This window comes from Rhodopseudomonas julia (assembly GCF_030813515.1).
Classification (GTDB): domain Bacteria; phylum Pseudomonadota; class Alphaproteobacteria; order Rhizobiales; family Afifellaceae; genus Afifella; species Afifella julia.
In genome coordinates, this window is the sequence record NZ_JAUSUK010000001.1 from 382586 (window position 1) to 406637 (window position 24052).

Below are 24052 nucleotides of genomic sequence, written 5' to 3' on the forward strand. Positions count from 1 at the left end.
AGCAGGGGACAGGGGCAATGAGGTCCTGCTGCACGCTGAGAGATAGGTTAGCTCGGCTTACCGCGCAGTGACCCTGGAATTAAAACTTGGTAATCCGGAGCAGATCGGCGCGAGGGTCTCGATGGCTGCCTCCGCATTGCGCGCCCGCCGCACGCACGGATCTTCGCGCTCACGGCGCGCGCCGTGTCTCGCCAAATGTCCAGCCACGGTTGAGCGCGAAAACCACGATCGGCACGACACCGACCATGAACGGCAGCACCCAGAGATAGGACAGCGCCATCGCCTCGACGATGATGAAGATCGCCAGGCTGTTGAGGGCAAAGCCGATCAGGCTGACGACGGCGAATTTGAGAAAACTCGCCCAGCTCCGGCGCGTCGCGCCGAAGGTCCAGCGGTAATTGCCGAGATAGGAGACGATGACGGCGCAGGCGAAGGCGAGCGTGTTGGCGAGCATCGGCTCAGCACGGAACACCTCGATGAAGATGACGAAAAGAACACTGTGAAAGGCCGTCGCCAGCCCGCCGACGATGCCGAATTTCAGATATTGGACGGCCGTCAGCGGCAGGCGCGCGACAAGCGCGTCGAGGCGCGGCTGCAGCCTCTTCACGCGCCCCTCCCCACCATCACCGCCGCGGGCCTTCGAAGCGAGGATCGATCCAGGCCGCGGTTTTGCCGTCGGCCCTCGGCGGAAAGATCAGCGTCACCGGACCCGTCCCCGCGGGCATGGGGATCGTTTCGGCCGCCGCCCCGGCGGCAAGGCGCATCCGTGTCACCTTCTCGCCCCGCATGAGCTCCACATCCGCCTCCCGAGCGCAATCGGCACAATCCAGGAGCGCGGTCGTGAAGACCCAGTCGTCGGCCACCGCCAGACGATGCGAAATTCGCCCCTTTGTCTCCAAGACCAGTCTCGCGTCCGTTTCCCCGTCGCCATCGTCGTGGCCATCGATCGCCCGAAAGCCGACCCGGCCGCCATTTTCCTGCGCAAGCTGACGGTATCGGTCCATCAGACGCATCGTCGGACGGACCTCATCGCGCGGCAGCCGGAGCTCGAGGAGGCTTCCCTCTCGGTTGAAACGCGCGGTGCGGTAATTGGAGGCGATATAATCGGCCAGCGGATAAAGCACGGGCCTGGCCCGCAGCATCTGGCCGACATCCTGCACGATCACATCGGCCGGGGCGATTTCGAGATCGCTGATGACGCCGGCGACCTCTGCGGCCGTCGTCTGCGGCTCGAGATAGGTGAGCCGCGTCGCGTGCTCGGGCGCGAAGGCATAATAGATCGGCCGGATCGGATAGCTGAAGATGCGCTTGGGCCGACGCGCATCCAGGAACGCCGCAACACCTTTCAGTTCCTGGTACTGGTCCGGACGAAACTGAACGCCGCCGATGAGGGGGCGCGACGGCACCGAGTAAAAAAGCGCATCCGTGCCGAAGCGGAACGCGGCCGTCGAATTCGGATAGAAAACCGCAACCATCGCGCCCAATCCGAGCGCCCCGGCGACGAGATTGGTCAGGGCCGAGGCTGCGCCTCGCGGCTCATTCGCGGGCGAGCCTTGCATCCACGCGCCGAGACACAAAAGCGGCGGCGCCAGAAGCAGAACCATGGACGAAGTCCAGATCGCGGCCGCGAAGAGTGTGAGGGTCGCAAGGACGACGACACCCGCCTCGATCAGACGCCGGGACGAACGCACATCGATCGCGCGAGCCACCTCCCCCCGCCTCGCCCAGATCATGGCGATGGCGATCGGCGTCAGAACGACGAGTTCGGAGATCGAAAAGACGAGATGGAGATAATCGGAACGCCCGAGGGCGGAGACCAACCGCAGGATCGCGTAGCTCAAGAACGCGATTGCGGCGGGCTCGGCGAAGACGCCGCTTAAAACGAACAGAGCTCCGATCAGCGCGATCTCGAGGAAGAAGACGTAATAGACGAAATTCTCAATCGCGAAGGGCGGGAACGGCAGATCCATCCCGGCGGGCTGGATGAAGAGCGCGTAGATCGACGTGTAATAGAGATATTCCCCGACGGGCATGCCCTGCAGCGCCAGCGCTCCAATGCCTCCCGCCACGACCACGAAACTGCTGCCGGCGATCCACACAAGGCGCACGAGCCGTTCTCTAAATGGCTCTTTGCGTGCGGCGAGCTCGACCCAAAAAATCACCCAGGCAAGCAGGATGAAGACTTCCTGGCCGACCCAATAATTGAGGCCGAGGAGCAAGCCGGCTGCGAGGCTCCAGGCACGGTCGCCGCGCAGTCTGGTTCCTCCCATTGTCACGAGATAGGCGGCGAGCGCCAGCGCCGGCACGGCCGTGCGCAGCTGAAAGATCGGCGTCAGGAAGAGGAAGGTTGCGGCAACGAAAACCGCGATGGCGAAGGAGGCGCGCCCGAGAAGGGCGCGCGTGGCGGCAAGGGTCAGAGCGAAACTCGCCGCAATCTGGAACAGATAGGGTTCCAGCAGAATCGAAAACGACGTGGCACGAAAGGTCTCGCCGAAAAGCCGCTGCCCCAGCGCCAGATAATAATAAGAGCCCGGCGTGCGGAAATGGATGAAGTCGCGAATGAAGACTTCGCCGTGGTTGATCCAGCGTGCGAAATTGTGAAACAGCGCCTGATCGCCGAATTGGAACGAATAGATCGATTTGGCCCAGGCGAAGGCGACGCCCACCGACAGGATGCAGGCGAGAAGGAAAAGCGCCGCCGGGACGCGGGCCCGAGCCGTCACGCCTCGACCTCGCTCGGCCGCGTCGCCTCATCAGCATCCGGCAGGGCGTCAGGCTGGGCGTGCGGTTCGTGGATCTTGCGGACGATGTAGAGCGGGCGCTGCTTTGCTTCGATGAAGATGCGCGAGAGATATTCGCCGATCGCCCCGAGGCTCAGCATGGTGAGACCGTTGAAGAACATGATGGCGACGATCAGGGACGGATAGCCCGGCACGTCGCGGCCGAAGAGCATCGTGCGCACGATGACGACGATGGCATAGACGATCGCAAGACCCGCGATCGCCCCTCCAAGATAGCTCCAGATGCGCAACGGGACGGAGCTGAACGAGGTGATGCCGTCGAGAGCGAAGTTCCACAACCGCCAGTATTTCCACTTGGTCTCGCCGGCGAAGCGTGCCTCGCGCGAATATTCGATGCAGGTCTGGCGGAACCCGACCCAGGCGAACAGCCCCTTGTTGAAACGGCTGCGCTCCGGCAGCGCACAGATGGCATCGACCACCTTCCGGTCCATGAGGCGAAAATCGCCGACATTCGGCGGGATCTCGATTTCCGACAGCTTGTTCGCCGACCAATAGAACAGACCCGCCGTCCATCTCTTCATCGGCGTATCGGTCTGGCGCTCGGAGCGCACGGCGTTGACGACCTCGTAGCCCTCGCGCCACTTCTCCAGCATTCGGCCAATGAGCTCAGGCGGGTCCTGCAGATCGGCATCGAGCGGCACGACGCATTCGCCCCGCGACGCATCGAGGCCTGCGGTCAGCGCCGCCTCCTTGCCGAAATTGCGCGAGAGATCGATCACCCGCAGATAGGGCGCCTTCTTCTGTCGCTCGATCAGGGCGGCGAGGGTCCGGTCACGGCTGCCGTCGTCGACGCAGATGATTTCGTAGGAGATGCCAAGCTCGGCCATCACGGCTTCGAGACGTTGAAAGAGGCCGTCCAGGCACTCTTCCTCGTTGTGCATCGGGATGACGAGACTGAGGCAGGGCTTGGTCATAAGGGGCCGTCTGAGGCTGGCGAAACACGGCAATCGATCGCTCTTCTGATCGATCCGCCCTCGTCCGGCAAGGCGCTGGCCGCGCTTGTGACGGCTGAGGTCGCAAGCCGGGAGTTTTCAAGCCGGCCTGCGTCCGGCAGGCCACACTTGCCGCGGAGCAAGCACTGCCCGCGGGCATCGTGCCCTCGCCCAGACGATGAAGGGTGCGGCGGCCCTAGTACTTCTTCAAAATATCGGCGAGCGCCCGCTCCTCGGAGGCGGAAAGTTTCGATTCCGACAAGACGCGTGTGCCGCGGAAACGCATGAAGAGCGCGATGCCGCCGATCAGAAGCACGATCACCGGCGCCCCCCACAAGAGCAGGTTCTTCCAGTCGAGGACCGGCCTCAGCAGCACGAACTCGCCATAGCGATCGACCAGAAATTTCTTCACCTCTTCGTCGGTGTCGCCGGCCTTGATGCGCTCGCGCACGAGCAGGCGCAGATCCTTGGCGAGGTCGGCATTGGAATCGTCGATCGATTCGTTCTGGCAGACGAGGCAGCGCAGATGTTCTGAGAGGTCGCGCGCGCGCGCCTCGAGCTTCGGATCCTTCAGCATCTCGTCCGGCTCGACCGCCCAGGCCTGCGAGACGAGGTCGAAGCCGCCGCCACTCCGCAGTGCCCCTCCTGCGGGAAGCAACAGCGCCACGACGGCCAGCGCGATCAGAAAGCGTTTCACGCCTTTGCCTCCTGCAGACGCTTGGCGCGTGCCGGTTTGGCGACGCCCACGCGAAAGCGCCTGTCGGACAGAGACACCGTCCCTCCGATCGCCATCAAGACCGCGCCCAGCCAAATGAAGGTGACGAGCGGCTTGAAATAGGCGCGCACGGTGAGCGAGCCGTCATCGTGCTGATCGCCGATCGACACGTAAAGCTGCGAGAACCAGAAGGTCTTGATCGCCGCTTCCGTGGTCGACATCTGACGGGTGGAATAGAAGCGCTTCGCCGGCGCCATGGCGAGAAGCGCCTCGCCGTCGCGTGACACGACAAAGCGGTAGAGTTCCTCGCGGTAATTGTTCTCCGTATGCGGCACGTAGTCCTGATAGGTCAGCGTGTAACCGCCGGTTTCCAGCGATTCGCCGGGCTTCACGGAGATGATCGTCTCCGTCTGATAGGTGGTCGTGGCGACGATGCCGATCACCGTCACGCCGAGCCCGGCATGGGCGAGCGCCGTCGCAAAGGCCGTCCGCGGCATGCCCGTAAAGCGCGCCCAGGAGGTCTTCAGCGGCATCCGCCCGATGCCGGAGCGGTCGATGATCTCATTGGCAGCGCCGGCGATCAGCCAGATGCCGAGGCCGATCCCGACAGGCGCAAGCGGATGCTGCACGCCCTCGATGATCAAGGTCGCCACCACGGCGACGAAGGCAAGCACCATGGCGAAAAGCAGGCGCTGTGCTGCGGCGAATAGATCGCCGCGCTTCCAGGCGAGCATCGGCCCGAAGGGGACGGCCAGAAGCAGCGGCACCATCAGGGGCGCGAAGGTGATGTTGTAGAACGGCGCGCCGACGGAAATCTTGTCCTTGGTGAGGGCTTCCAGCACGAGCGGATAAAGCGTTCCGGCGAAGACCGTCGCCGTTGCCGCCACCAGGAAGAGGTTGTTGTAGAGAAGCGCGCCCTCACGGCTGATCGGTGCAAACAGGCCGCCCTGTTTCAGCTCCGGCGCCCGCCAGGCGAAAAGCGCCAGCGACCCGCCGATGAACAGAACCAGGATCGCCAGGATGAAGACGCCGCGCGTCGGGTCCGTGGCGAAGGCGTGCACGGAGGTCAGCACGCCCGAGCGCACCAGGAAGGTGCCGAGCAGCGACAGCGAGAAGGTGAGGATCGCCAGCAGGATCGTCCAGATCTTGAGCGCGCCCCGCTTCTCCATGACGATCGCCGAATGCAGAAGAGCGGTTCCCGCCAGCCACGGCATGAAGGAGGCGTTTTCGACGGGGTCCCAGAACCACCAGCCACCCCAGCCGAGCTCGTAATAGGCCCAGTAGGAGCCCATGGCGATGCCGAGCGTCAGGAAGATCCAGGCCATCAGCGTCCAGGGCCGCACCCAGCGCGCCCAGGCCGCATCGACACGGCCTTCGATCAGCGCGGCAGCGGCGAACGAAAAGACGATCGAGAAGCCGACATAGCCGAGATAGAGAAGCGGCGGATGGATGGCGAGGCCGACATCCTGCAGGATCGGGTTGAGATCGCGCCCCTCGCCCGGCGCCGGCGTCAGGCGCAGGAACGGGTTCGACGTGGTCAGGATGAAGAGGAGGAAAGCGGTCGCGACCCAGCCCTGCACGGCGAGCACGCGCGCCTTCAAGCTGACCGGCAGATTGCCGCCGAAGGCCGCCACCAGCGCCCCGAAGAGCGACAGGATCAGCACCCACAGCATCATGGAGCCTTCGTGGTTGCCCCAGACGCCGGAAATCTTGAACAGAAGCGGCTTCGCCGAGTGCGAGTTCTCCCAGACATTCGCCACGGAGAAATCGGAATTCACATAGGCGACGGTGAGCGCGCCAAAGGCAAAGGCCACATAAAGAAAGCCGATGAGGGTCGAGACGGTGCCCACCCGCATCAGCCGGTTGTCGCGCGCCGCGGCTCCCCAAAGAGGCACCGTCGACTGGATGAGCGACAGCGCCAGCGCCAGAACGAGGGCGTAATGGCCGAGCTCAGCGATCGAAAAACCAGACATCCAGGACATCACTGCGTCGCTGTCTCTTGGTTGTGCTTCCACAGACCCTGCGATTTCAGGGAATCGGCCACCTCACGGGGCATATAATTCTCGTCGTGCTTGGCCAGCACGCTGTCGGCATGGAAGCTGCCGTCGGGCTCCATCCGCCCTTCGGCGACGACGCCCTGCCCTTCGCGGAACAGATCCGGCAGGATGCCGCGATACATGACCGGCACGACCTTGGCCGTATCGGTGATGGAGAAGAAGACTTCGCCGTCCTTTTCGCGCTTCACCGAACCTTCGGCGACGAGACCTCCAAGCCGGATGCGCGCCCCTGGGGCGACCTGCTTTTCGGCCAGTTCGCTCGGCGCGTAGAAAAAGACGATCTGGTCGTTGAGCGCATAGGCCACCAGGCCGACGGCGCTCGCAAGCACCAATCCGGCTCCGGCAATGAGCGACAAACGGCGTTGCTTGCGGGTCATTGCGTCATCTCCTCCATGCCCGGGAGACGCAGGTCCTGGGCGAGCTGAGCGATTTCGCGCCGCTTCTCCGTGTCGGAGACCGACGCAAGGGCCGTGCGAGCGGCCTCGGCGGCGTCTTCACGCCGCCCAAGCACGGCATAGGAACGGACAAGCTGCAGCCAGCCATCCGCATCGTCCGGCTTTTTCTCGAGTCGATCGGCCAGATTGTCGACCATGCCCTCGATCATCGCCATGCGATCTTCAGGAGCCATGGCGCCGGCGGCGTCCATTTCCTCCTGGCTCGGCCCACGCGTGGGCGTCGCAGCCGGCGGTACGCCGGCATCGGCCTGCGCACTCGGCGCATTCTCGCGCAGCGGTCCAAGCGCCGGCTTTTTCGGTTTGGCAAAGAGCGCGGCGGCCGTGTCCTTCTCGGCCCGTTCGATGCGCGCCACCGTCTCTTCGATCGCCGGCCGCCAGGCGGCATCGGCCGGCGCGTCGTCAAGAAGCGCGTGCAAGGCGGTCGTCGCGCCCTCGTTGTCGCCTTCCTGCTCCATCGCGAGAGCCAGATAAAAACGTGCCTTGGCCGTATCGCTGTCGAGCTCAGCACCCGATTCGGCAGAGGCCTCGAATGCCTCGCGCGCTTCGTCGGTGACGATGCCGCCGGAGGCCATGACGAGCGCTTCGCCGAGCGCCGTCTGCCTGGCCGGCGTGGAGCCGCCCAGGCGGATGACGTTGCGATAGGCACGGGCGGCATCGACCGGACGGCCGAGACGCGAATAAACCGGCGCCAGAACCTCCCAGCCGCGGACATCATCGGGATTGCGCGCCAGATGGTCTTCCACACGTCCGACGAGGAGTGAAATGTTCTTGCTGTCCGGCGCATCGCCGAGACGCGCCTGCAACGGCTCGTCGGGAAGGCCCGGAGAGCCCTGCGCCAGATAAAGCCCGAGGCCCAGGAGCGGGATACCGACGAGCGCTAAGGCAGCCGTCGCCGCGCGCCGGAAACCGCCACCCGCAGACGCCGTCCGCGCCGCTTCGCGGCGGTCCGCAGCGATCAGCCGGCGGCCGATCTCGGCCCTTGCCGCTTCGGCCTCTTCACCACCGATCCGTCCAGCCTCGCGATCGCGCTCGAGCTCATCGAGCTGACGGCGGTAAACTGCCGCGTCATAGTTTTCGCGCGAATCGACGGGCTTTCCCTCCCGCAGGAGAGGAAGAACCACGGCCAGAACAGCTATGACCGTGAAGATTGCAATCGCCAACCAGAGAAGCATGAGATCTCAAGCTCTTATCTTGGGCTAGATGTACCCGTCCAAAGTCAGGGTCACAATGCGACGAACACGCTTTCGTCTAGATAGGATGCCCAAGAACCTCGCGGCAGGTCACTTTTATCGGCCGCGGCACAAGACCGCGGCCTGTCGTCAAATCGAGATCTGCCGCGCTCAGCTCACCGGGCGCCAGGTGCCATCCGGCTGGCGGCACGCTGTGCCGCGGGCCACTTGCGGCGAGCCTTCGATGTAGATCGTATGCGCATAGTCGCGGCAATCGACGGAATTGATCTGGTAGGTCTGTCCCGGAACAATCTCGCCACGGTAATTGCCCGTGCTCGCCTGCCACTGGACGGGGCGGCCCGGCGCGCCGTATTCGAGCGCCTGATATTCGGCCGCAAGTGCCTGCTGACGGGCCTGTTGGTCCATATTGGCGCCGACGCGGTTACCGATCAGGCCGCCGGCGAGCGCGCCGATCGCGGTTGCCGCAACGCGGCCCGAGCCATGGCCGATCTGGTTGCCGAGAACGCCACCGACGACGGCACCGCCGAGGGTACCGATGCCTTCGCGCTGCCCCATTCCCCCGGGCTCGGTCTGGCAAGCGGTGAGAAACAGAGCACCAATTGCGGCACTCGTCACTGCAAGTCTCATTGAACAATCCTCTCGAAAAAACCCCTCGGCCAATCCATGGCAGATCGAGCGAACCGGTTCCAGAGCAGGATGGCAAAATTGCGGTCGGAGGCCTCTTCACCTTTCACGGAGCAGAGCTTCTGACAGCCTATCCGTCCTTTTCCGCCACCGGCAGGTCGAGCACAGCCTTCAGGCCCCCTTCGGGCGCCGCCTCCAATGTCAGGGAGCCGCCATAGATGCGGGCGAGCTCTTCCACGATCGACAGGCCGAGACCCGAGCCCGGCTTCGTCTCGTCGAGCCGCATGCCGCGGGCCAGCACTTTCTTGCGCTCGTCTGGCGCAAGCCCCGGCCCGTCATCGACGATCATGAGCCGCGCGCGCCGCGCATTGCCGTCTCCGGAGGGCAGACACGAGAGCGTCACCTTGGACTCAGCCCATTTGCAGGCATTGTCGAGAAGGTTTCCGACCATCTCTTCGAGATCCTGCTTCTCGCCGCGGAAGGCGAGCGTTGCCGGACAATGCACGCTGATCTTCAGCGGACGGTCGCGGCCATGCACCTTCTGCATGACCCGCGCCAGGGCTTCCACGACGGGCGCCACCGGAGTCATGGCGCCGATGACGTTCGTCTGCGCGGCGATGCGGGCGCGGTCGAGATGATGGCCGATCTGGCCGCGCATCACCTCCACCTGGCGGCCGACGCGCTCGGCAAGCTCGCCCTCGCCCGCCTCCGCCTCGTTCTGCAGGATGGCAAGCGGGGTCTTCAGCGCATGCGCAAGATTGCCGACATGGCGGCGGGCCCGTTCCACGATCTCGCGATTGGAGAGGATGAGCGCATCGAGATCTTCGGCAAGCGGCGCGATCTCGTCCGGCCATTGGCCGCCGAGGCTGACGCGTTCGCCCTGTCTGACCTCCTGCAGCGCTGCGCGCACGTCGCGCAGAGGCCTCAATCCGAAGCGGATCAGGACGGCCGCGCCGATCGCAAGGAGCAGTCCGAAGATGCCAAGCGTGATCGCCACGATGGTGGTGAATCTGGAAATATCACGTGCCACGCCGCGGGCATCGCCGGCCACCAGCACCGCAAGCCGCTTGCCGTCCGGTTTGGTGATCTGGCGTTCCACGGCTCTGAGGCCGCGGCCCCCCGGCCCATCGAAAGACAGGCGGCGCGGCCGCCCGTCCGGGTCGGGCAGATCGGCGACGGCGAGATGATCGCCGAAGAGCGACGGCGAAGCCGTCAGAACCGCGCCGGTCTCCATGTCGCGGATCTGCCAGTACCAGCCCGATTGCGGCAGGGAAAAGCGCGGCTCGCCGAGCGCGACTTGAGTTTCGTTCGGCCCCTCGCCCGAGGCGACGACGGCGCCGACGAGCGCCTTGTGCAGCGCCACCAGGCGGAAATCGAAACTCCGTTGCAGGCTGTCGCGGAAAAGCGAAATGAAGAGAATGGCGGCGAGAAGCAGCGCGACCGTCGTACCGGCCGCCGCGATGATGGCGAGCCGCAGACTGAGCGAGCCCTGTCCCTTGGCGTGCCCCCCGGCTTGTCCCCTGGGTTTGCCAAAGCCGAGCCCCCAGCTTCGTGGATGCAGCCGCTCAAGCATCGGCGCCGTCGGTCTCGCCTCCCGGCGGGTCGATGCGGTAGCCGAGCCCGCGCACCGTCTCGATCAGATCGATGCCGAGCTTCTTTCTGAGACGCCCGACGAAAACTTCGATCGTGTTGGAATCACGGTCGAAATCCTGATCGTAAAGATGCTCCGTCAGCTCCGTGCGCGAGATCGTCTTGCCGCGATGGTGCATCAAATATTCGAGCACCTTGTATTCGTGCGAGGTGAGCTTCACCGGATTGCCGTCGACCGTCACGCGGCTCGCCCTCAGATCGAGGCGAACGGGCCCGGCGGTGAGGTCGTTGGAGGCATGGCCGGCGGCGCGCCGCACGAGCGCACGCACACGCGCCAGAACCTCCTCCATATGGAAGGGTTTTGCGACATAATCGTCGGCGCCGGCGTCGATCCCCTGCACCTTGTCGGACCAGCGGTCGCGCGCCGTCAGAATGAGGACGGGCATGGTGCGCCCCTCGCGGCGCCAGGCTTCCAGAACCGACAGCCCATCCATCTGCGGCAGGCCGAGATCGAGAATCACGGCGTCGTAGGGCTCCGTCTCGCCGAGAAAATGGCCGTCCTCACCGTCGAGCGCGGCATCGACCGCATAACCCTGCTCGGTGAGCGCGCTCACCATCTGACGGTTCAGATTCTCGTCGTCCTCGACGACCAAAATGCGCATGAGAGCCTTCGCCTTTCGTCTCTGCTCGGGATTTGTCGCCCGCTATCGACCGCCTCTTTTGACCGGCCTTTTTCGCCGGCCCGTGTTCTCCGGCCCGTCTTCATCGGCCACGATTCGTCTTCGAAAGCCTATCTCTTTGCCTAACGCGCCGGAATGTTGACGCGCTGAAGCCTTCCGTCCGGACCGAGCACGGAGGCCTGATAGACATAGCCGCCGCCCGCCTCGCACAATTTGACGTCGACGACCTCGCCGGAAATGCCGGCGCGCCTCAGCGCCTGCGACAACGGCACGGCCTGGCCGGACGCCACCACCTGACGCGCCTCACCGGGGCCAAGACAGGCAGCAGCCGCCTCCCCGGCCACCAGGAGCGACAGGAGAAGGGCGAAGACCGACAGGAAGGGGCGCAACATCATCATGCCTGTCTCATAGCACGAGCGGCTGAATGCGGGCTGAATGGGGAGGTGAGTTTCGGGAAAGATCCAGCCCTATGCGGCCTCTGGAAATGAGATATCGAAGGCAAGTGGTACGCCGATCGCCTCGAAAGCCGCCTCGAGCTGGTCGAGCTGTGATTTGTGATCCAGACGAAACAGTCGGTCCACCTGCTCACGGTGCCAGCCGAGCCTTCTTGAAAGCTCCGCACGGGTCACGCCCTTGGATTTGGAGAGCATATACAGCAGCGCCTTGAGAAAGATCAGCGCCGGTAACTGCACAGAATGACCATGCCCGCACGGTTCGTGGCGCGGTGCGGGAATCGCCTCTCCATCTGCAATACGCGCGGCGATCGCTTCTTCGATGGCCTTCAGGCCGTTCTGGCAGGCTTCTTCCTTCGTCTCGCCGAAAGTCGTGATCTCGGGAAATTCGGGTACCGAGACGAGCCAGCTCAAAGTCCCGTCTTCGGCTTCGTCCATTTCGATGACGATTTCGTAATACATCGGCACGTCACTTTATCCCGAGGTCCTTGAGGATGCGGGCGACGAGGCCCTTTCCGAGTTCTTTGCTCGAGCCATGGATCGGAATGACCGCCTTGCGGCTGCCGCGCCGAACAGTCTGATGCCCGCTGCCGCCTCTATGAGTCTCGAACTTGCAGCCATGGTCTTTCAAGAGCTTGCGGAGTTCAGCAGAGTTCATCGGAACATATCGCCCGCCACACCACTGTGGAAGTCCACACGAGTGTGGAAGGGGCGATTGCCTATTTCAAGCTGATTGTGTGCAGCTCCCGGATGCAAACATTCGAGAGTCTCCGCATCCCCTCACACATTCGGCCGGTCCTTCCTAAAATAGCTGACGACCAACGACAGCGCCACGGCCGGAGCAACGCCGCCGTTGACAAAAACTGTGGCGCCCCGATCTTTAGATCGTCGATTGGAGACCCGCGATGACGACTGTGACCGTCAACTTGCGCCCCGACCTTGCCGACTTCCTAGAGGGCGAAGTGGCGAAGGGCGGCTACACCTCGTCGAGTGACGTCGTGCAGGACGCGCTGTTGTTGCTGCAGCACGAGAAGGCCGCAGAGGAAGAAAAACTCGTCATCCTGAGACGGGAAATCGCACGCGGACTTGAAGAGGCCGAGGCCGGCCGTTTCTCCAAGAAAACGGTCGATGACATCCTGTCGGACATACTCGCAGGCAACACGAGTGGATGAACTACGAGCTTACGCTTCTTGCTGAGAACGACGTCCAAGCCATTCTCCAGGAAACGCTGACGCTCTTCGGGCCAAAACAAACCGAAGCTTACGCAGGCATTATCAGGAAGGGGATTGAGCGCATCGCCGAAGATCCCGTTGGGCCTGGCACTCTCGATCGTTCAGATGTGGCGAAAGACGTCCGCTTCTTCCACCTCGCCCTTGCAGCGGGTCGGCGCCACGGCGCCGCACATTGCCTCTATTTCAAGGTCGGGGCTCTCTCCGACGGGTCAACCGGCACCATCATCTTGCGAGTGCTGCACGAAAGGATGGCGCCCCGACATCACCTCGCGATCGGCAACCTGCCCTCCAATGACTGACGTGTTCCCCCTCACGCATTCGGCCGGTCCTTCACGAAATAGCCGACGATCAGCGCCAGCGCCGGGGCGAGCGGGGCCCAGATCTCCGGATCGGCAAATTCGGGAAAATGCCGCGCCACGAGAAGCTGCGCGAGATTGGCGAGCGAGGCGGCAAACGTCGCCGCGGTCAGCTTGTTGGTCGGCAGGAGCGTCGGCTGAGTGACGGTGGTCATGAGATTTTTCCTCCAGACAGAAAAATGGCCGCTGCGAGAGCGGCCAGAACGCAAAGCGTGAGAAAGATCAGGCCCCAGGGCGGGGCCACGCGGTCCGCCTGAAGCGCGGGCCGCATCGCGGCGCCAGCCTTCAGCAACGGCATTTCCGAGAGCGCAACATGCAGTTCGCGAAGCGTCTTCGCTCCGGCGATATCATCAAGGGTGAGGCCGCGCGCGGCCTGGAAGCGTTTCACCGCCCCCTTCGTCAGCTCCTGGCCGAGGAGGACGAGCGCGGCGCGCACATAAAGGCGCCGCCGGTCGGCGAGGCCGTTGAGCCCGCCATTGACCGCCCGCGTCAGGCCGATCAGATCGCCGGCTGCCGCGAACCGGCCGAGATCGCGGCTCTCCCAGTACCAGAGCGCCGACACGAAGGCCCATGGAAAGGCCGCCAGACCGTCCGGTTCGGCTGAAAAATCCGGCGCATCGGCAAAACGCTCTTTCGCCCAGGCCGCAAAGGCCACCACATTCGCCCGTCCCGTCACCTGGATGAGCCCGCGGCCGCGGTAGCGATAGCCGTCGCCGTCCGCCTCCGGCGTGTTGCCGAGATCGGTGCGCGTGTCGTAGCGCCGCTGCGCCGCCGTCGGCCCCCAAATCTCTTCCAGATAGCGGAAACGCCCGCTCTCATGGCCGACCTGCGCCAGAAACGCGGCGAGCATCTCCGGCCGGTCGAGCCCGAAAGCCTTGCCGTGACGGGCAAGCCCCTCGGCCACGCCTTCCAGAATGCCGGCGCGCGCCCTCGCGCCCGCAATCGTCCGCAGGTCCTTGACGGCGATCATGCCGCTCTCCCTCTCTGTATTTGAAAAGCCTTGTCTCGGCGCCGCCGCCCGTCAGAGGCGAAGCGTCGCCTCGGCCGCAAAGCCCGGGCCGATCGTCTCCGAGAGCTGTGCGACACGCACGGACAGCACCTCCGGCAAAGCCCCGAAATCGGCGAGCTGGTCGGCGGCGGCATAGGCAAAGCTCGCGCTCCCCGTCTCCGCTTCCCGGCGCACGGTGCCACCATCCAGGATCTCGACGCGGTAGGCTTCGCGTGTCTCGTTGAGCGGCACCTCGGCGAGCGCCCAGCTGTCGCCGCCAAAGCGCGTGCGCCGGGTCCAGGACAGCGCCACATCGCCCGTCGCGGAAACGCGCCTTGCCCGCAGATGCACCGGGCTCGCAGGTCTTAGCCCCCGCCCCTCGGGCGTGACGGCGATCTCGACGAAACTCGCCGCCGCATGGCTTTCGGCGATCGGCCCGATGCGCAGGCGCTGTTCCCGCCCGATCGCGTCGAGCCCCATCGGCAAAACGGCGACGGCGTCGTTCAACAGCACGAAAGCATTGCCGGCACGGGCACCTGCCGCCATCGCGGTCTCGCTGCCGCCCTGCCCCCGCAACAGGAGAGAAAGACGATAGCGGCGCGTTGCGATCAGCTCGGCCGTGGCGAATTGCAGAATTTCCCAGCTGCCATCATCGGCTTTGACCGCCGCGAGATTGCCGCCCGCCAGCACATCGATCTCCGGCAGCGAGGCGAGCGCCCCGCCATAGAGCATCACCTCCGGCGCATTGGCACGGTCGAAGCGGCCGAGCGGGCCGGGCCTCAGAGCCGTCGCGAGCCGGCCGCAGGTGGCCCGGGTCGCAATCGTCGAGAGAAAGGAAAAACCACCCCCTGCCTCGCCCCGATAGACGGCGAGCGTGCCCGGCCATGGCTCGGCGAAGGCGGCGAGCCGCGGCTGATGCGCCTTCTCGCCATCGGCCGGCGCCGGTAGCTCCATCGCATGCACAAGCGGCGGCCCATAGGCCGGCGGCGTGACGATCCCCGGCGGGGTCGGCGTCGCCGGCACCATCGCCTTGCGCCGCAGCGTCACCCGCCGCGCCTCCACCTCACGTGCCTCGCCATCGGCAATCCGCGTCACCAAAAACGTGTCGGAGCGCCCCTCCAGCGTGAGCCGTATCGCATCGCCCGCATCGAGCGCAGAAAAACTCGGCGGCAACACGAAGGAAATCTCCTCGCGCCCCCGCCAAAGATCGGCGAGCATCGCCTCGGCGAGCGTTTCGGCCTCCGCGTCACGCGCCACGATCGGCAGATCGAGCGTCAGAACGCGGCGGCTTCGTCCCGCAAGCCGGCGCGAATGCGCCGCCGCCATGCGGTAATCGTTGTCGGGAGACAGCGTGCGCAGCGCCACTTCCGCGGCAAGCTCCGTCTCCTGCGCCCGTTTTCGCGTCGTCAGCGGCGCGTCGGTCGCGTCGATCAGCAAAGTGTCCGACAGGCTCGCATCGAGCGGCCGCGCCCTCCCGCGGAAGCGGATCTTGGTGCCGGCGTCGGCCGCATCGACTCCATAGGCGGACAGAAGCGGTTCCAGCGTCGCGCGCGCCGAGGTCCGATCGCTGACGACAAACCCCTCCACGAGCCCGTGCACATCGGCGACCTCGGCCGCATCAAAGCCATGATCCGACAGCACCGCCTCGATCAGCCGGGCGAGGTCCATGGCGCCCAGCCGTCCGTTGAGCCAATGCCCGAACCGCCAGTTCGGCGCATCGCCCCAGACATCCTCAAGGGCCGGAAACCACGGATAGGGCCGCGCATCCCAGGTCCACAGCGTCAGATGCGCCGGATCGACCATCAGGAAGCCGTTCGGTCCGTCCCGGTTCATCCCCGCATACTCGCCGTGGCTCGGGTCATAGGCGGACAAAAGCGCCTCGATCGTGCGGCGCTGGATCAGATCATCGCGCTCGCCGGCGGAAAAATGCGGCAGCGCGCCTTCCGAGGATTTCGGATCGTAGAAAACGTTCGGCTGGTTCGCGCCCTTGTCGACGGCCGGACAGCCGAATTCGGTGAACCAGATCGGTTTCGAAAACGGCACCCACGGCGTCGGCGTCGCCTGTTCCATGCCGCCGGGCCGGTCGTAATGCCGGTTTTTCCACCAGCTCTCGATGTCCTTGAAGCGAAACACCCAGGGCTTTCCCGCCGTCCCGTCGGTGACCCTGCTGCGCCGCTGCGCCTTCCGGTCCTCGTCGGAGGCGTAATACCAGTCGAAACCTTCGCCGGCGGCGAGGTTCTTGCGCAGGTAATCGCAGCGGTGGATCGACCTCCCCGCAGCCTCGTCGGCGTGGCCCGGCTCGTCGCGCCAGTCGGCAAGCGGCCAGTAAATGTCGATGCCGACGAAATCGGCCTCCGCCCAGAACGGGTCGAGATGGAAGAAGACGTCGCCGGAGCCATCCGCCGGCTGATGACCGAAATATTCCGACCAGTCGGCCGCATAGGAGATTTTCGTCGCCGGCCCCAGCACCTGACGGCATTCACCGCGCAGCACGCGCAGCGCCTCGACGAAGGGATAGCGGTTCCCCTGCCCGCGGATCTGGCTCAGCGCCACCATTTCCGAGCCGACGAGAAACGCGTCGACCCCGCCCGCCGCCTTCGCCAGATGGGCATTGTGCAGGATGAAGCGGCGATAGCGCCATTCCGTGGGCCCGGAATAAAAAACACCCCCGGCGCCCACCGAAAACTGGCCGAGCGACGCCTCGCCCAGAAAATCCGTGATCTCGCCTGCCGCCGCCGCGCTCTTGTCGGGCGAACCGGCCCGCCCCGGCGCCACGGTGAGCGTGATGCGCCCACGCCAGGGATAGGGCGGCTGCCCCGCCTCGCCGCTGCGCGGATCGGGAAGCTCGTTGTCTTCCGCGACATCCATCAGCACGAAGGGCAGAAGCGCCACCTTCAGGCCGCGCGCGGTCAACTCGCGGATCGCCCGGATGACCGTCTCATCGCTCGGCGTGCCGCCATAGGCCGCGCGGCCGTCGATATAGGAGACGACCTCCGCCTCGCCGCGCGTGAGCCCCGCCACCGACCAGTCGCCGCCGGAGATCCGCTTATGGGCATCGTCGACCATCGGCTGGATCAGACATTCGGGCGCCCGCAGATCGTTGCCAAACCAGGCGACAACCAGCGTCACCCATTCAAGCCGTGGGCAGAGATCCATGAGCTCGTCGAGCGAGGTCTCGAAATCCGCCTCCTCGCGGCGGGCAAACGTGTTCGCGGTGGCATAGGTGCCTGGATCGCCCTCGCTGAGACGAAGCGCGGTGTCGTAGACGAACTCGCCCGCCCCCGGGATCACGCAAACGGCGCGGATATCCTTTTCGATGCTGCCGACCGGCCGCAAAATCTCGAAGGAGAGCTGCGGAATGCGGTTGCCGAATTCTGCAAGCGCCAGGCGCTCGAAGACGACATAGGCGGTGCCGCGATAGGCGGGTGGGTCGATCTCATGCGCGGCAATCAAAGGATCGGGCAACTGATCCTCGCTGCCCTTATAGATGCGCAAGGTGACGAGTGAGGGATCGAGCGGCTTTCCGTCCGCCCAGATCCTGCCGATATGCGCCACCTCGCCTTCGCACAGCGCCACGGCAAAATTGGCGAAGTAGCTGTAGGTGGTCGTCGTCACCTTGCTGCCGCCGCCCTTGCCACCCGCGCGCTGCGTGTCGGTCGTCGCGACTTCTTCGAAATCCGTCGCCCAGATCACCTGGCCGGCCAGACGCACGCGGCCATAGACGCGCGGGATCGGGGCACCTTCGGTCGAACTCTGCACGGTCAGGTCGGAAAGCCGCGCGCCCTCCGCCTTGCGCTCGGTGGAAAATACGCTGCGGTCGATCGCATAGCCCGCGAGCGCGCCGAGCGCGCGTCCGGCGATCGCTCCGACCCCGCCGAAAAGACCGCCAAGGCTCGCGCCCGCCGCGCTCAACAGAAGCGTCGCCATCAGCCCTTCTCCGCATCGTTGTCGTCGAGGTTCGGAAACGCAAAGGCATAGGCGATGCGCCGCCGCCAGGCCGCGACCAGCGCCACTTCGGCCACCGCCGCCCCTTCATGCGCGTGGATCATCGTCGTCTCGCCGGTAAGGATCGCGGCATGCTTTGCCGGAAGCCCCCTTCGCCAGCGGAAGAGGAGCACATCGCCGGCCCGCGCCGCTGAAATCTCGATTTCGCAGAGATGCCGGCGCGCGGCGTCCCTCAGCGTTTCTTCGCCCCGCGCCTCCGCCCAGTCGGGCGTATAGGCGGGCGGCGTCTCCGCCTCCGCACCATAAAGATCGCGCCAGACGCCACGCACGAGGCCGAGGCAATCGGCACCGACGCCGCGCAGGGCGGCCTGATGGCGATAGGGTGTGCCGATCCAGCGCCTTGCCGCGCCCAAGATCGCCGCACGCGTCACCTTTTCCATGCGCTGGCCCTTGCTCGTTCGGTCCTCATTCGTTTGGGCCCGGGCGCCCGATGAAGGGCGTCGTCGTGCTGACCTCGCCGCCGCTTGCCACCGACCAGACGAAATCGTTGCCCGGCATGTGCGGAAAGCCGCGGAAATTGAGCGTGTTGGCGAAGCGTTCGCGGCAGGTCGCCAGCCGCTTGTCGCAGCCGGGCGTCACCGCAACCCGGTCGCCGACGGCGATTTCCCGCTCCATCTTCTGCCAGAGCGTCAGGCGGTGCGCCGTCCCCTCGACAGAGTGGCGCGCCACTTCGATGGCACGACCCTGATTGGCCCCGGAGAGAAACGTCAGAAGCCCCCGCGCCAGGCTGCCATCCCGCACCCCATCTTCCGCACCGAGCTCGCCGGCCTCGATCCAGCCCACCCCATCCGTCGCGGTCACGACCGCCTCGACGCGCAGGGCCGCAAGATCGACGCGGCAACGGCTGTCGCCGAGATCGGCGTCGCAGAGATGCGCAAAGAGCCGGCCGCTCTCCTGGTCGAGCGCGTGCGCGAGCCCGCGCAGTTCGGCCTTGAAGGCATGGTCCTCGCGCGTCACCTCGCCGATCGAGGCGATCCGCATCAGATGGCGCATATCGGGCGCCGCCCAGTTGACGAGCCACATCTCGACGCGGGCATTGTCATAGAGCCCGGCGAGAAGATCCTCCTCCGACAGCCTGTCCGAACTCAGCGCCCCGGCGACGTCGAGGCCGCCGACTTCAAGCCCCGCATGGGCGACGCCACCCGACGCCGTCAGCCCGTTCTGCGGCTCGTAGGTGACACCGCCGAAGACGAGTCTCCGGTCGTGATCGGTGAAACCGAGCCTCACCCCGTCGGCGCGGATCAGTGTCCAGCAGGCGCAAAGGCTCGTGACGCCCGCTTCAAGATGCGCCGTCAGCGCAGCGGAAAAATCCTTCACGGCTTGATCTCCACGATCGGAACGGAGGGCGCTTCGCCGGCCTCGAAGGCGGCGAGGTCGATGTCGAGGCGGTCGCTGTCGAAGCGCACCGGAACGTCGAAGAGAAAGCCGGCGGTGACCGCCGCTCCCGCCGCTGGCACATGGCCGGAGGAAAAGGCGATGCGCCCGGTGGTGGGATCTGCGGAAAACGCGCCCACCGCCGTCTCCACCCCGCCGACGCCAACGCGGATCGTGCCCTCAACCGGCTTTTCGATCTCCCGCAGCCAGGGGGCGAGCCCGTCGCCGTAGCGTTTGACGAGGAGAAATTCCGCCGTTGTGCCGTCGCCCGTGCCGATGCGCTGATCGAAGGGGCCGGGCTCGGCCGGCACCGGCGCGGAGGAAAAATCACTGCGGTCGCGGAAGCGAAAGCCATAGAGCCGGCCGCGCCGTTCTTCGAAGAAGGCAATGAGCCGTTCCATATCGGCGCGCGAGCGCACGCCCGAGCCGACATTGTAGCGGCGCCTGGAATCCGCCCAGCGCTGGTTGCGCTCCTCACGCCCGGAGGCGAGCGTCACCACCTCGGTGCGCCGCTCCGGTCCGCCGGACGAGCCGAAAGCGAGCGCCAGCGGAAACGAAATCTCGTTAAAGCCCGCGGACATGACGGCTCACAGCCCCCGCCGGCCGCGCGACACGGCACGCGCCAGCATCGCCGTCATTTCGGCTTCAGACCGGCGGAAGCTCGCCGCATCTTGCGTCGTCACGTTGAAGGTGACGTGGACCGGCTGCGCCCCAGCACCCGCGGCCGCAACGCCGAGCCTTCCGTCGGCGCCGCGCCGCAAAGGCAGGATCGCCTCCGCCCCCGCCTCGCCCATCAGGCCGATGCCGCTGCCCGTCTGAAAATAGCTCGGCGCGGCGACGACCCCGCCCGAAGCAAAGGGCGTGACCTTGCCGCCCGCAAACACCCCGCCCTTGGCGAAACCGCCCACAAACGAGCCACCAAGAAGCGAGCCGAACACAGAAGTAAGCGCGCCAGACAGCCCGCCGGCGATCGGCGAGAGCGCGGCAGTGAGCGCGCGCCCCGACAGGCCGAGCGCCAGGCTCTTCAAGACACTGTCGAAGCGCCTTCCCTCCACCGCTGCCTGACGGAAGGCGCTCGTCATGGAGCGCCCGAACCCGTCCGCCAGATGCTGAAGGTCGCCGAGCGTCGCCGAAAGCGCCGTAGCACTTCCGGAGAGCTCGTCCGAGCCGAAATCGAAATCGTCTGCCATCATGTCCTACCGATCGGGAAAGCGCGCTATCAGCTGCGCGAGCTCCCCCGCTGTGAGTGGGGTCTTGCCTGCGCCGAACAAAGCCGAGCGGCAGGCCGAAAACTCGCGCGGCGTCATCGCCCAGAAATCGCGTGGAGAAAGCCGCAGAACGGCGAGGCCAAAGGCGATCGCCTCCTGCCAGGGAAAGGCCTTCGCGGCCTCTCTCGTGCCGCCTTTCCTGCCGCCTTTCCTGCCGTCTGCGGCTAAAGAGGGTTTTTTGCGGTTCCGCCCGGAGCGTCGGAACCGCCGTCGTCCATCTGCGGAGCCCCGAAAGTCGCCCGCAAAAGCTCCGCGGCGATCTTTGCAAATCCCGCCGCCCCCCCGTCAGCGCGCAGCACCGCCACCTCGTCGTCTGTGATCGCCTCGCCGGCGCCCCTCAGACCCGCCCCCAGTATCCGGATGAGATCGCGGGCCGACAGCCGGCCCGTCTCGAAGCGCGCGGCGAGCGCCACCAGATCCTCGGCCTTGAAGGCGGCTTCGAGCTCGGCCAGGGCACCGAGCGTCAAACAGAGCCTGCGCGTCTCGCCGCCGAGCACCGCATCGATCTCGCCGCGATGGGAATTCGCCATCTCCGCCTCCGCTCACAACGCCGCAAAGGCGAGTTCACCGGCGGATTCCAGCGCCAGATCGTAGGCGACCTCGCCGTCATGCTCGCCGGAATACTCAAGCCCCGTCACCTGAAACGGGCCCGTCACCGTGCCGAAATCCGGGATCACCACCTGCCAGGCGACGATCGTGCCGGCAAAGAAGATCTCGCGGATCGTCGCGTCGCTCGCCTGGTCGCGAAACACGCCGGAGCCCGAAAGCCCGGCCCGTTTCACGCCCGCGCCCTCCAGAAGCTCGCGCCAGCGCCCGGCGGAATCGGTGTTGGTGATGTCGACGCTCGCCTGGTTGAACGAAATCCGCCTGGCGCGGAGCCCGGCGACAGTCACGAATTGTCCGTCCCGCTCCAGTTTCAGGAGCAGGTCCTTGCCTTTCTGGGCACTCATGATGGGTTCTCCCGCTGATTTCAGGCAGACGTTTCGGAGCACCGCCCGGGGGAGGCCGGCGAAGAAGCTTCGCTCAAGCGGACAAGCAATTGACAGGATCAGGCAAGCCGCCGCCCGAATGAGACCCTATCTCCCGGTCTCGTCCCAAACGGAGTTCTCGCCCCATGCCCAGTTCCCAGGCCCCGATCGGCTCCCGTTTCGGTGCCGCCTCCACCGCTGAAGAGGTCGTTTCCGGCATCAATCTCTCCGGCAAAACAGCGATTGTCACCGGCGGCTATGCCGGCATCGGCCTTGAGACGGTGCGCGTGCTTGCCGGCGCCGGTGCCGAAGTCATCGTCCCGGTGCGCGATCAGGCAAAGGCCGAGCACGCCCTCGCCGGTCTTGCGCGCGTCTCCTCGGCGCCGATGGACCTCATGGACCCCGCCTCCGTCGATGCCTTCGCCGAGACCTTTCTTGCCTCCGGCCGGGCACTCGACATTCTCGTCAACAATGCCGGCGTCATGGCCCCGCCTTTGGCGCGCGATGCGCGCGGCTACGAATCCGAGTTCTCCACCAACCATCTCGGGCATTTCCAGCTGACGGCGCGGCTCTGGCCAGCCCTGAAGGCAGCCGGCGCGGCCGGCGGCGCACGCGTCGTGGAGCTCTCCTCGCGCGGCCACCGCTTCTCGCCCGTCGTGTTCGACGACGTCAATTTCGAGCGGCGCGACTACGACCCCTGGCTCGGCTACGGCCAGTCGAAGACGGCCAACATCCTCTTTGCGCTGGAGCTCGACCGGCGCGGCGAAAGCCACGGCGTGCGCGCCTTCTCGCTGCATCCGGGCGGCATCGTCGCGACCGATCTCGGCCGCCATCTCGATCCGTCGAGGCTGCGCGATATGGGCGCCATCGACGAGAACGGTGAACCGGTCATCGATCCGGCCCGCTCGCTGAAGACGATCCCGCAGGGGGCGGCGACCTCGGTCTGGTGTGCCGTCAGCCCGGATCTCGACGGCATGGGCGGCGTCTATTGCGATGATTGCGACATCGCCCCGATCGCGCCGGAAACCGCCGAAGACCCTGCAGACCCCGCGACGCGTCTGACGACCGGCGTGCGCGCCTATGCCGTCGATCCGGAAGCCGCGAAACGCCTGTGGACCCTCAGCCAGCACCTCACCGGCCTCACCTGAGAGGCCGACTGAGCCCAGGCTTCGGCCGGGCTTGCCTTGGCCGGTTACAAGATGTCTCTTTGTGACGGCGTCTTCTCGTTTCGCCGGTGCCAGCCATCCAGCCACGGCGTGATCGCCCATGTGCGGCTCTTCGGAGCAAAGCCCCGCCAAAGCCTCTGCCGCGCCCGGCCAATCGCCTCACGCAGCGTCCGCACATCCAGCTGATGGCCCTGGCCGATTGGATGTGTGGCCATCGCTCAAGCGCACGCCGTCAGGACCTGAGAAGAACTTTTCAATCATCTCTACGAGGCGCATCAGGATCGGATAGCGGGCGGAGCGGACAACCGTCACGCTCATCTTGCGATCGAAACCAGCATTCCCAAGGAGTATAGCGGCCAGACCGGCGCGAAACGCACCTTCGGCGTTCTCGTAAAGGTCGCTACGATGCCGCCTCAACTGATCCATCGCCGTGGTGAGGCCGCCTTTTGCCCGCGGCCTCAGATCCTCTTTCAGGGTGCTCTGCAAAACGAGCTGATAGATTTCGTGGCCGGCGTCCTGTTCCGTCACCGCGCGCGCAACATCGTACAGCGCCCGCTTGACCTCTTCCGGTGCCGCAGGGTCGGAGAGCACGCTTTCAGCCATATCGTAAAAGTCTTCGCTCGCCTCTCGCGCGAGATCGAGAACGTCTGCCCGTTGCTCCAGCCGCCAGACTCTCCAGTAGGCAGCCACGATAAGGGCGACCAGAAGCGGCAACCAGATTCCAACGTCCCGGAACAACGCTTCTCCGATCATCTCAGTCATTGTCTCGACTCTCTGTCTCGGATGAAGACTTGCCTCCTTTGAAGCGAAAGCGTGCCTGCTTCTCGGAGTATTTCTCCAAAAGCTTAACGCCGCGCTCTTGCCTGAGTTGCAACAGGCGGCGCGCGGCCTCGCGCTCGCGAAGGTAGGCGTTGACCAATTTATTGACAAGCCAGCCCAGCAGGAGAAGCGTCGCGACATACGCGACGGCCTTTTCGTCGGCGCCGAGAGACATCGCTCCAAAAGCACCAACCGCGAGAACGACGAAGACGAGAGTATCTCTTCCGAGCCGGCTACCAAACTCAGCCAGGGCATGCGCAAGGTGGGCAAGTGTCCCGATTTCTTTCGGCTTCCGTGCCATGCGACCCTGCATACTTCTCGTTGCATACAGAGTTACATGATCCATTCAGTCCCGGTGAATGACCCACATCGCCACAGAC

28 protein-coding genes are annotated in these 24052 nt (G+C 65.4%); 3 read left to right on the plus strand and 25 right to left on the minus strand.

What is annotated here, in order from left to right; translation table 11 throughout:
- Positions 1-169: 169 nt before the first annotated feature.
- The 13 genes from J2R99_RS01755 to J2R99_RS01815 form a co-directional block, all read right to left on the minus strand.
- Entirely contained in the window at positions 170-607 is a 438-nt protein-coding gene (locus J2R99_RS01755) for a GtrA family protein (RefSeq protein ID WP_307152784.1), read from the minus strand.
- Between the two features lie 16 nt (positions 608-623).
- Positions 624-2723, minus strand: coding sequence for a hypothetical protein (locus J2R99_RS01760; RefSeq protein ID WP_307152785.1), 2100 nt, complete (start codon positions 2721-2723; stop codon positions 624-626).
- Positions 2720-3715, minus strand: coding sequence for a glycosyltransferase family 2 protein (locus J2R99_RS01765; RefSeq protein WP_307152786.1), 996 nt, complete (start codon positions 3713-3715; stop codon positions 2720-2722). The genes J2R99_RS01760 and J2R99_RS01765 overlap by 4 nt, the downstream gene beginning before the upstream one ends.
- 214 nt (positions 3716-3929) lie before the next feature.
- Positions 3930-4430 carry a cytochrome c-type biogenesis protein gene (locus J2R99_RS01770; RefSeq protein WP_370872248.1) on the minus strand — a complete coding sequence of 167 codons (501 nt, stop codon included), beginning with the start codon at positions 4428-4430 and terminating at the stop codon, positions 3930-3932.
- Positions 4427-6421 (minus strand): heme lyase CcmF/NrfE family subunit, encoded by a 1995-nt coding sequence (locus tag J2R99_RS01775; protein ID WP_370872314.1) that lies wholly within the window; start codon positions 6419-6421, stop codon positions 4427-4429. The genes J2R99_RS01770 and J2R99_RS01775 overlap by 4 nt, the downstream gene beginning before the upstream one ends.
- An 8-nt stretch (positions 6422-6429) precedes the next feature.
- Positions 6430-6882: a cytochrome c maturation protein CcmE gene (ccmE, locus tag J2R99_RS01780; RefSeq protein WP_307152788.1), complete on the minus strand. Its 453-nt coding sequence runs from the start codon at positions 6880-6882 to the stop codon at positions 6430-6432.
- Positions 6879-8132, minus strand: coding sequence for a c-type cytochrome biogenesis protein CcmI (ccmI, locus tag J2R99_RS01785; RefSeq protein WP_307152789.1), 1254 nt, complete (start codon positions 8130-8132; stop codon positions 6879-6881). The genes ccmE and ccmI overlap by 4 nt, the downstream gene beginning before the upstream one ends.
- 168 nt (positions 8133-8300) lie before the next feature.
- Positions 8301-8777 carry an RT0821/Lpp0805 family surface protein gene (locus J2R99_RS01790; RefSeq protein ID WP_234630574.1) on the minus strand — a complete coding sequence of 159 codons (477 nt, stop codon included), beginning with the start codon at positions 8775-8777 and terminating at the stop codon, positions 8301-8303.
- 127 nt (positions 8778-8904) lie between these two features.
- Positions 8905-10347: an ATP-binding protein gene (locus J2R99_RS01795; RefSeq protein ID WP_307152790.1), complete on the minus strand. Its 1443-nt coding sequence runs from the start codon at positions 10345-10347 to the stop codon at positions 8905-8907.
- On the minus strand, positions 10340-11026 hold the full coding sequence (locus J2R99_RS01800; protein WP_128292609.1) for a response regulator: 687 nt from the start codon (positions 11024-11026) through the stop codon (positions 10340-10342). The genes J2R99_RS01795 and J2R99_RS01800 overlap by 8 nt, the downstream gene beginning before the upstream one ends.
- Before the next feature lie 140 nt (positions 11027-11166).
- Entirely contained in the window at positions 11167-11442 is a 276-nt protein-coding gene (locus J2R99_RS01805) for a PepSY domain-containing protein (RefSeq protein ID WP_205649906.1), read from the minus strand.
- 69 nt (positions 11443-11511) lie between these two features.
- The gene (locus J2R99_RS01810) at positions 11512-11958 is read right to left on the minus strand and encodes a type II toxin-antitoxin system HicB family antitoxin (RefSeq protein ID WP_307152791.1); all 447 of its coding nucleotides are present in this window, start codon (positions 11956-11958) and stop codon (positions 11512-11514) included.
- 7 nt (positions 11959-11965) lie between these two features.
- Positions 11966-12154, minus strand: coding sequence for a type II toxin-antitoxin system HicA family toxin (locus J2R99_RS01815; protein ID WP_307152792.1), 189 nt, complete (start codon positions 12152-12154; stop codon positions 11966-11968).
- Positions 12155-12401: 247 nt separating this feature from the next.
- Between J2R99_RS01815 and J2R99_RS01820 the strand changes: the two genes are divergently transcribed.
- Entirely contained in the window at positions 12402-12668 is a 267-nt protein-coding gene (locus tag J2R99_RS01820) for a type II toxin-antitoxin system ParD family antitoxin (protein WP_307152793.1), read from the plus strand.
- Positions 12665-13027 (plus strand): type II toxin-antitoxin system RelE/ParE family toxin, encoded by a 363-nt coding sequence (locus J2R99_RS01825; protein ID WP_307152794.1) that lies wholly within the window; start codon positions 12665-12667, stop codon positions 13025-13027. Before J2R99_RS01820 ends, J2R99_RS01825 begins: the two co-directional genes overlap by 4 nt.
- An 11-nt stretch (positions 13028-13038) precedes the next feature.
- Here J2R99_RS01825 and J2R99_RS01830 read toward each other — a convergent pair whose 3' ends face one another.
- From J2R99_RS01830 to J2R99_RS01875, 10 genes are read right to left on the minus strand one after another with little or no spacing between them, the layout of a single operon-like run.
- Complete coding sequence (locus tag J2R99_RS01830) at positions 13039-13239, minus strand: hypothetical protein (RefSeq protein ID WP_307152795.1); 201 nt, start codon at positions 13237-13239, stop codon at positions 13039-13041.
- The gene (locus J2R99_RS01835) at positions 13236-14054 is read right to left on the minus strand and encodes a glycoside hydrolase family 19 protein (protein WP_307152796.1); all 819 of its coding nucleotides are present in this window, start codon (positions 14052-14054) and stop codon (positions 13236-13238) included. Before J2R99_RS01835 ends, J2R99_RS01830 begins: the two co-directional genes overlap by 4 nt.
- A gap of 51 nt (positions 14055-14105) precedes the next feature.
- Entirely contained in the window at positions 14106-17999 is a 3894-nt protein-coding gene (locus J2R99_RS01840; protein ID WP_307152797.1) for a baseplate multidomain protein megatron, read from the minus strand.
- Positions 17999-18457, minus strand: a complete 459-nt coding sequence (locus tag J2R99_RS01845; protein ID WP_307152798.1) for an NlpC/P60 family protein — start codon at positions 18455-18457, stop codon at positions 17999-18001. The genes J2R99_RS01840 and J2R99_RS01845 overlap by 1 nt, the downstream gene beginning before the upstream one ends.
- A 25-nt stretch (positions 18458-18482) precedes the next feature.
- Positions 18483-19394, minus strand: a complete 912-nt coding sequence (locus J2R99_RS01850) for a phage/gene transfer agent baseplate hub protein (RefSeq protein ID WP_307152799.1) — start codon at positions 19392-19394, stop codon at positions 18483-18485.
- On the minus strand, positions 19391-20032 hold the full coding sequence (locus J2R99_RS01855; RefSeq protein WP_307152800.1) for a phage distal tail protein, Rcc01695 family: 642 nt from the start codon (positions 20030-20032) through the stop codon (positions 19391-19393). The genes J2R99_RS01850 and J2R99_RS01855 overlap by 4 nt, the downstream gene beginning before the upstream one ends.
- A gap of 6 nt (positions 20033-20038) precedes the next feature.
- A complete protein-coding gene (locus tag J2R99_RS01860) occupies positions 20039-20641 on the minus strand; it encodes a phage tail tape measure protein (protein ID WP_370872315.1) in 603 nt (200 codons plus the stop codon).
- Between the two features lie 6 nt (positions 20642-20647).
- Positions 20648-20989: a rcc01693 family protein gene (locus J2R99_RS01865; protein WP_307154113.1), complete on the minus strand. Its 342-nt coding sequence runs from the start codon at positions 20987-20989 to the stop codon at positions 20648-20650.
- Entirely contained in the window at positions 20884-21249 is a 366-nt protein-coding gene (locus J2R99_RS01870) for a gene transfer agent family protein (protein ID WP_307152802.1), read from the minus strand. The genes J2R99_RS01865 and J2R99_RS01870 overlap by 106 nt, the downstream gene beginning before the upstream one ends.
- 12 nt (positions 21250-21261) lie before the next feature.
- Positions 21262-21669, minus strand: coding sequence for a phage major tail protein, TP901-1 family (locus J2R99_RS01875; protein WP_128292597.1), 408 nt, complete (start codon positions 21667-21669; stop codon positions 21262-21264).
- Positions 21670-21833: 164 nt separating this feature from the next.
- Here J2R99_RS01875 and J2R99_RS01880 point away from each other — a divergent pair, with 164 nt between their 5' ends.
- On the plus strand, positions 21834-22835 hold the full coding sequence (locus J2R99_RS01880) for an oxidoreductase (protein ID WP_307152803.1): 1002 nt from the start codon (positions 21834-21836) through the stop codon (positions 22833-22835).
- Between the two features lie 177 nt (positions 22836-23012).
- On the opposite strand, the gene J2R99_RS01885 is transcribed toward J2R99_RS01880, so the two are convergent.
- Entirely contained in the window at positions 23013-23615 is a 603-nt protein-coding gene (locus J2R99_RS01885) for a hypothetical protein (protein WP_307152804.1), read from the minus strand.
- Entirely contained in the window at positions 23608-23973 is a 366-nt protein-coding gene (locus J2R99_RS01890; RefSeq protein WP_307152805.1) for a hypothetical protein, read from the minus strand. Before J2R99_RS01890 ends, J2R99_RS01885 begins: the two co-directional genes overlap by 8 nt.
- Between the last annotated feature and the right edge of the window lie 79 nt (positions 23974-24052).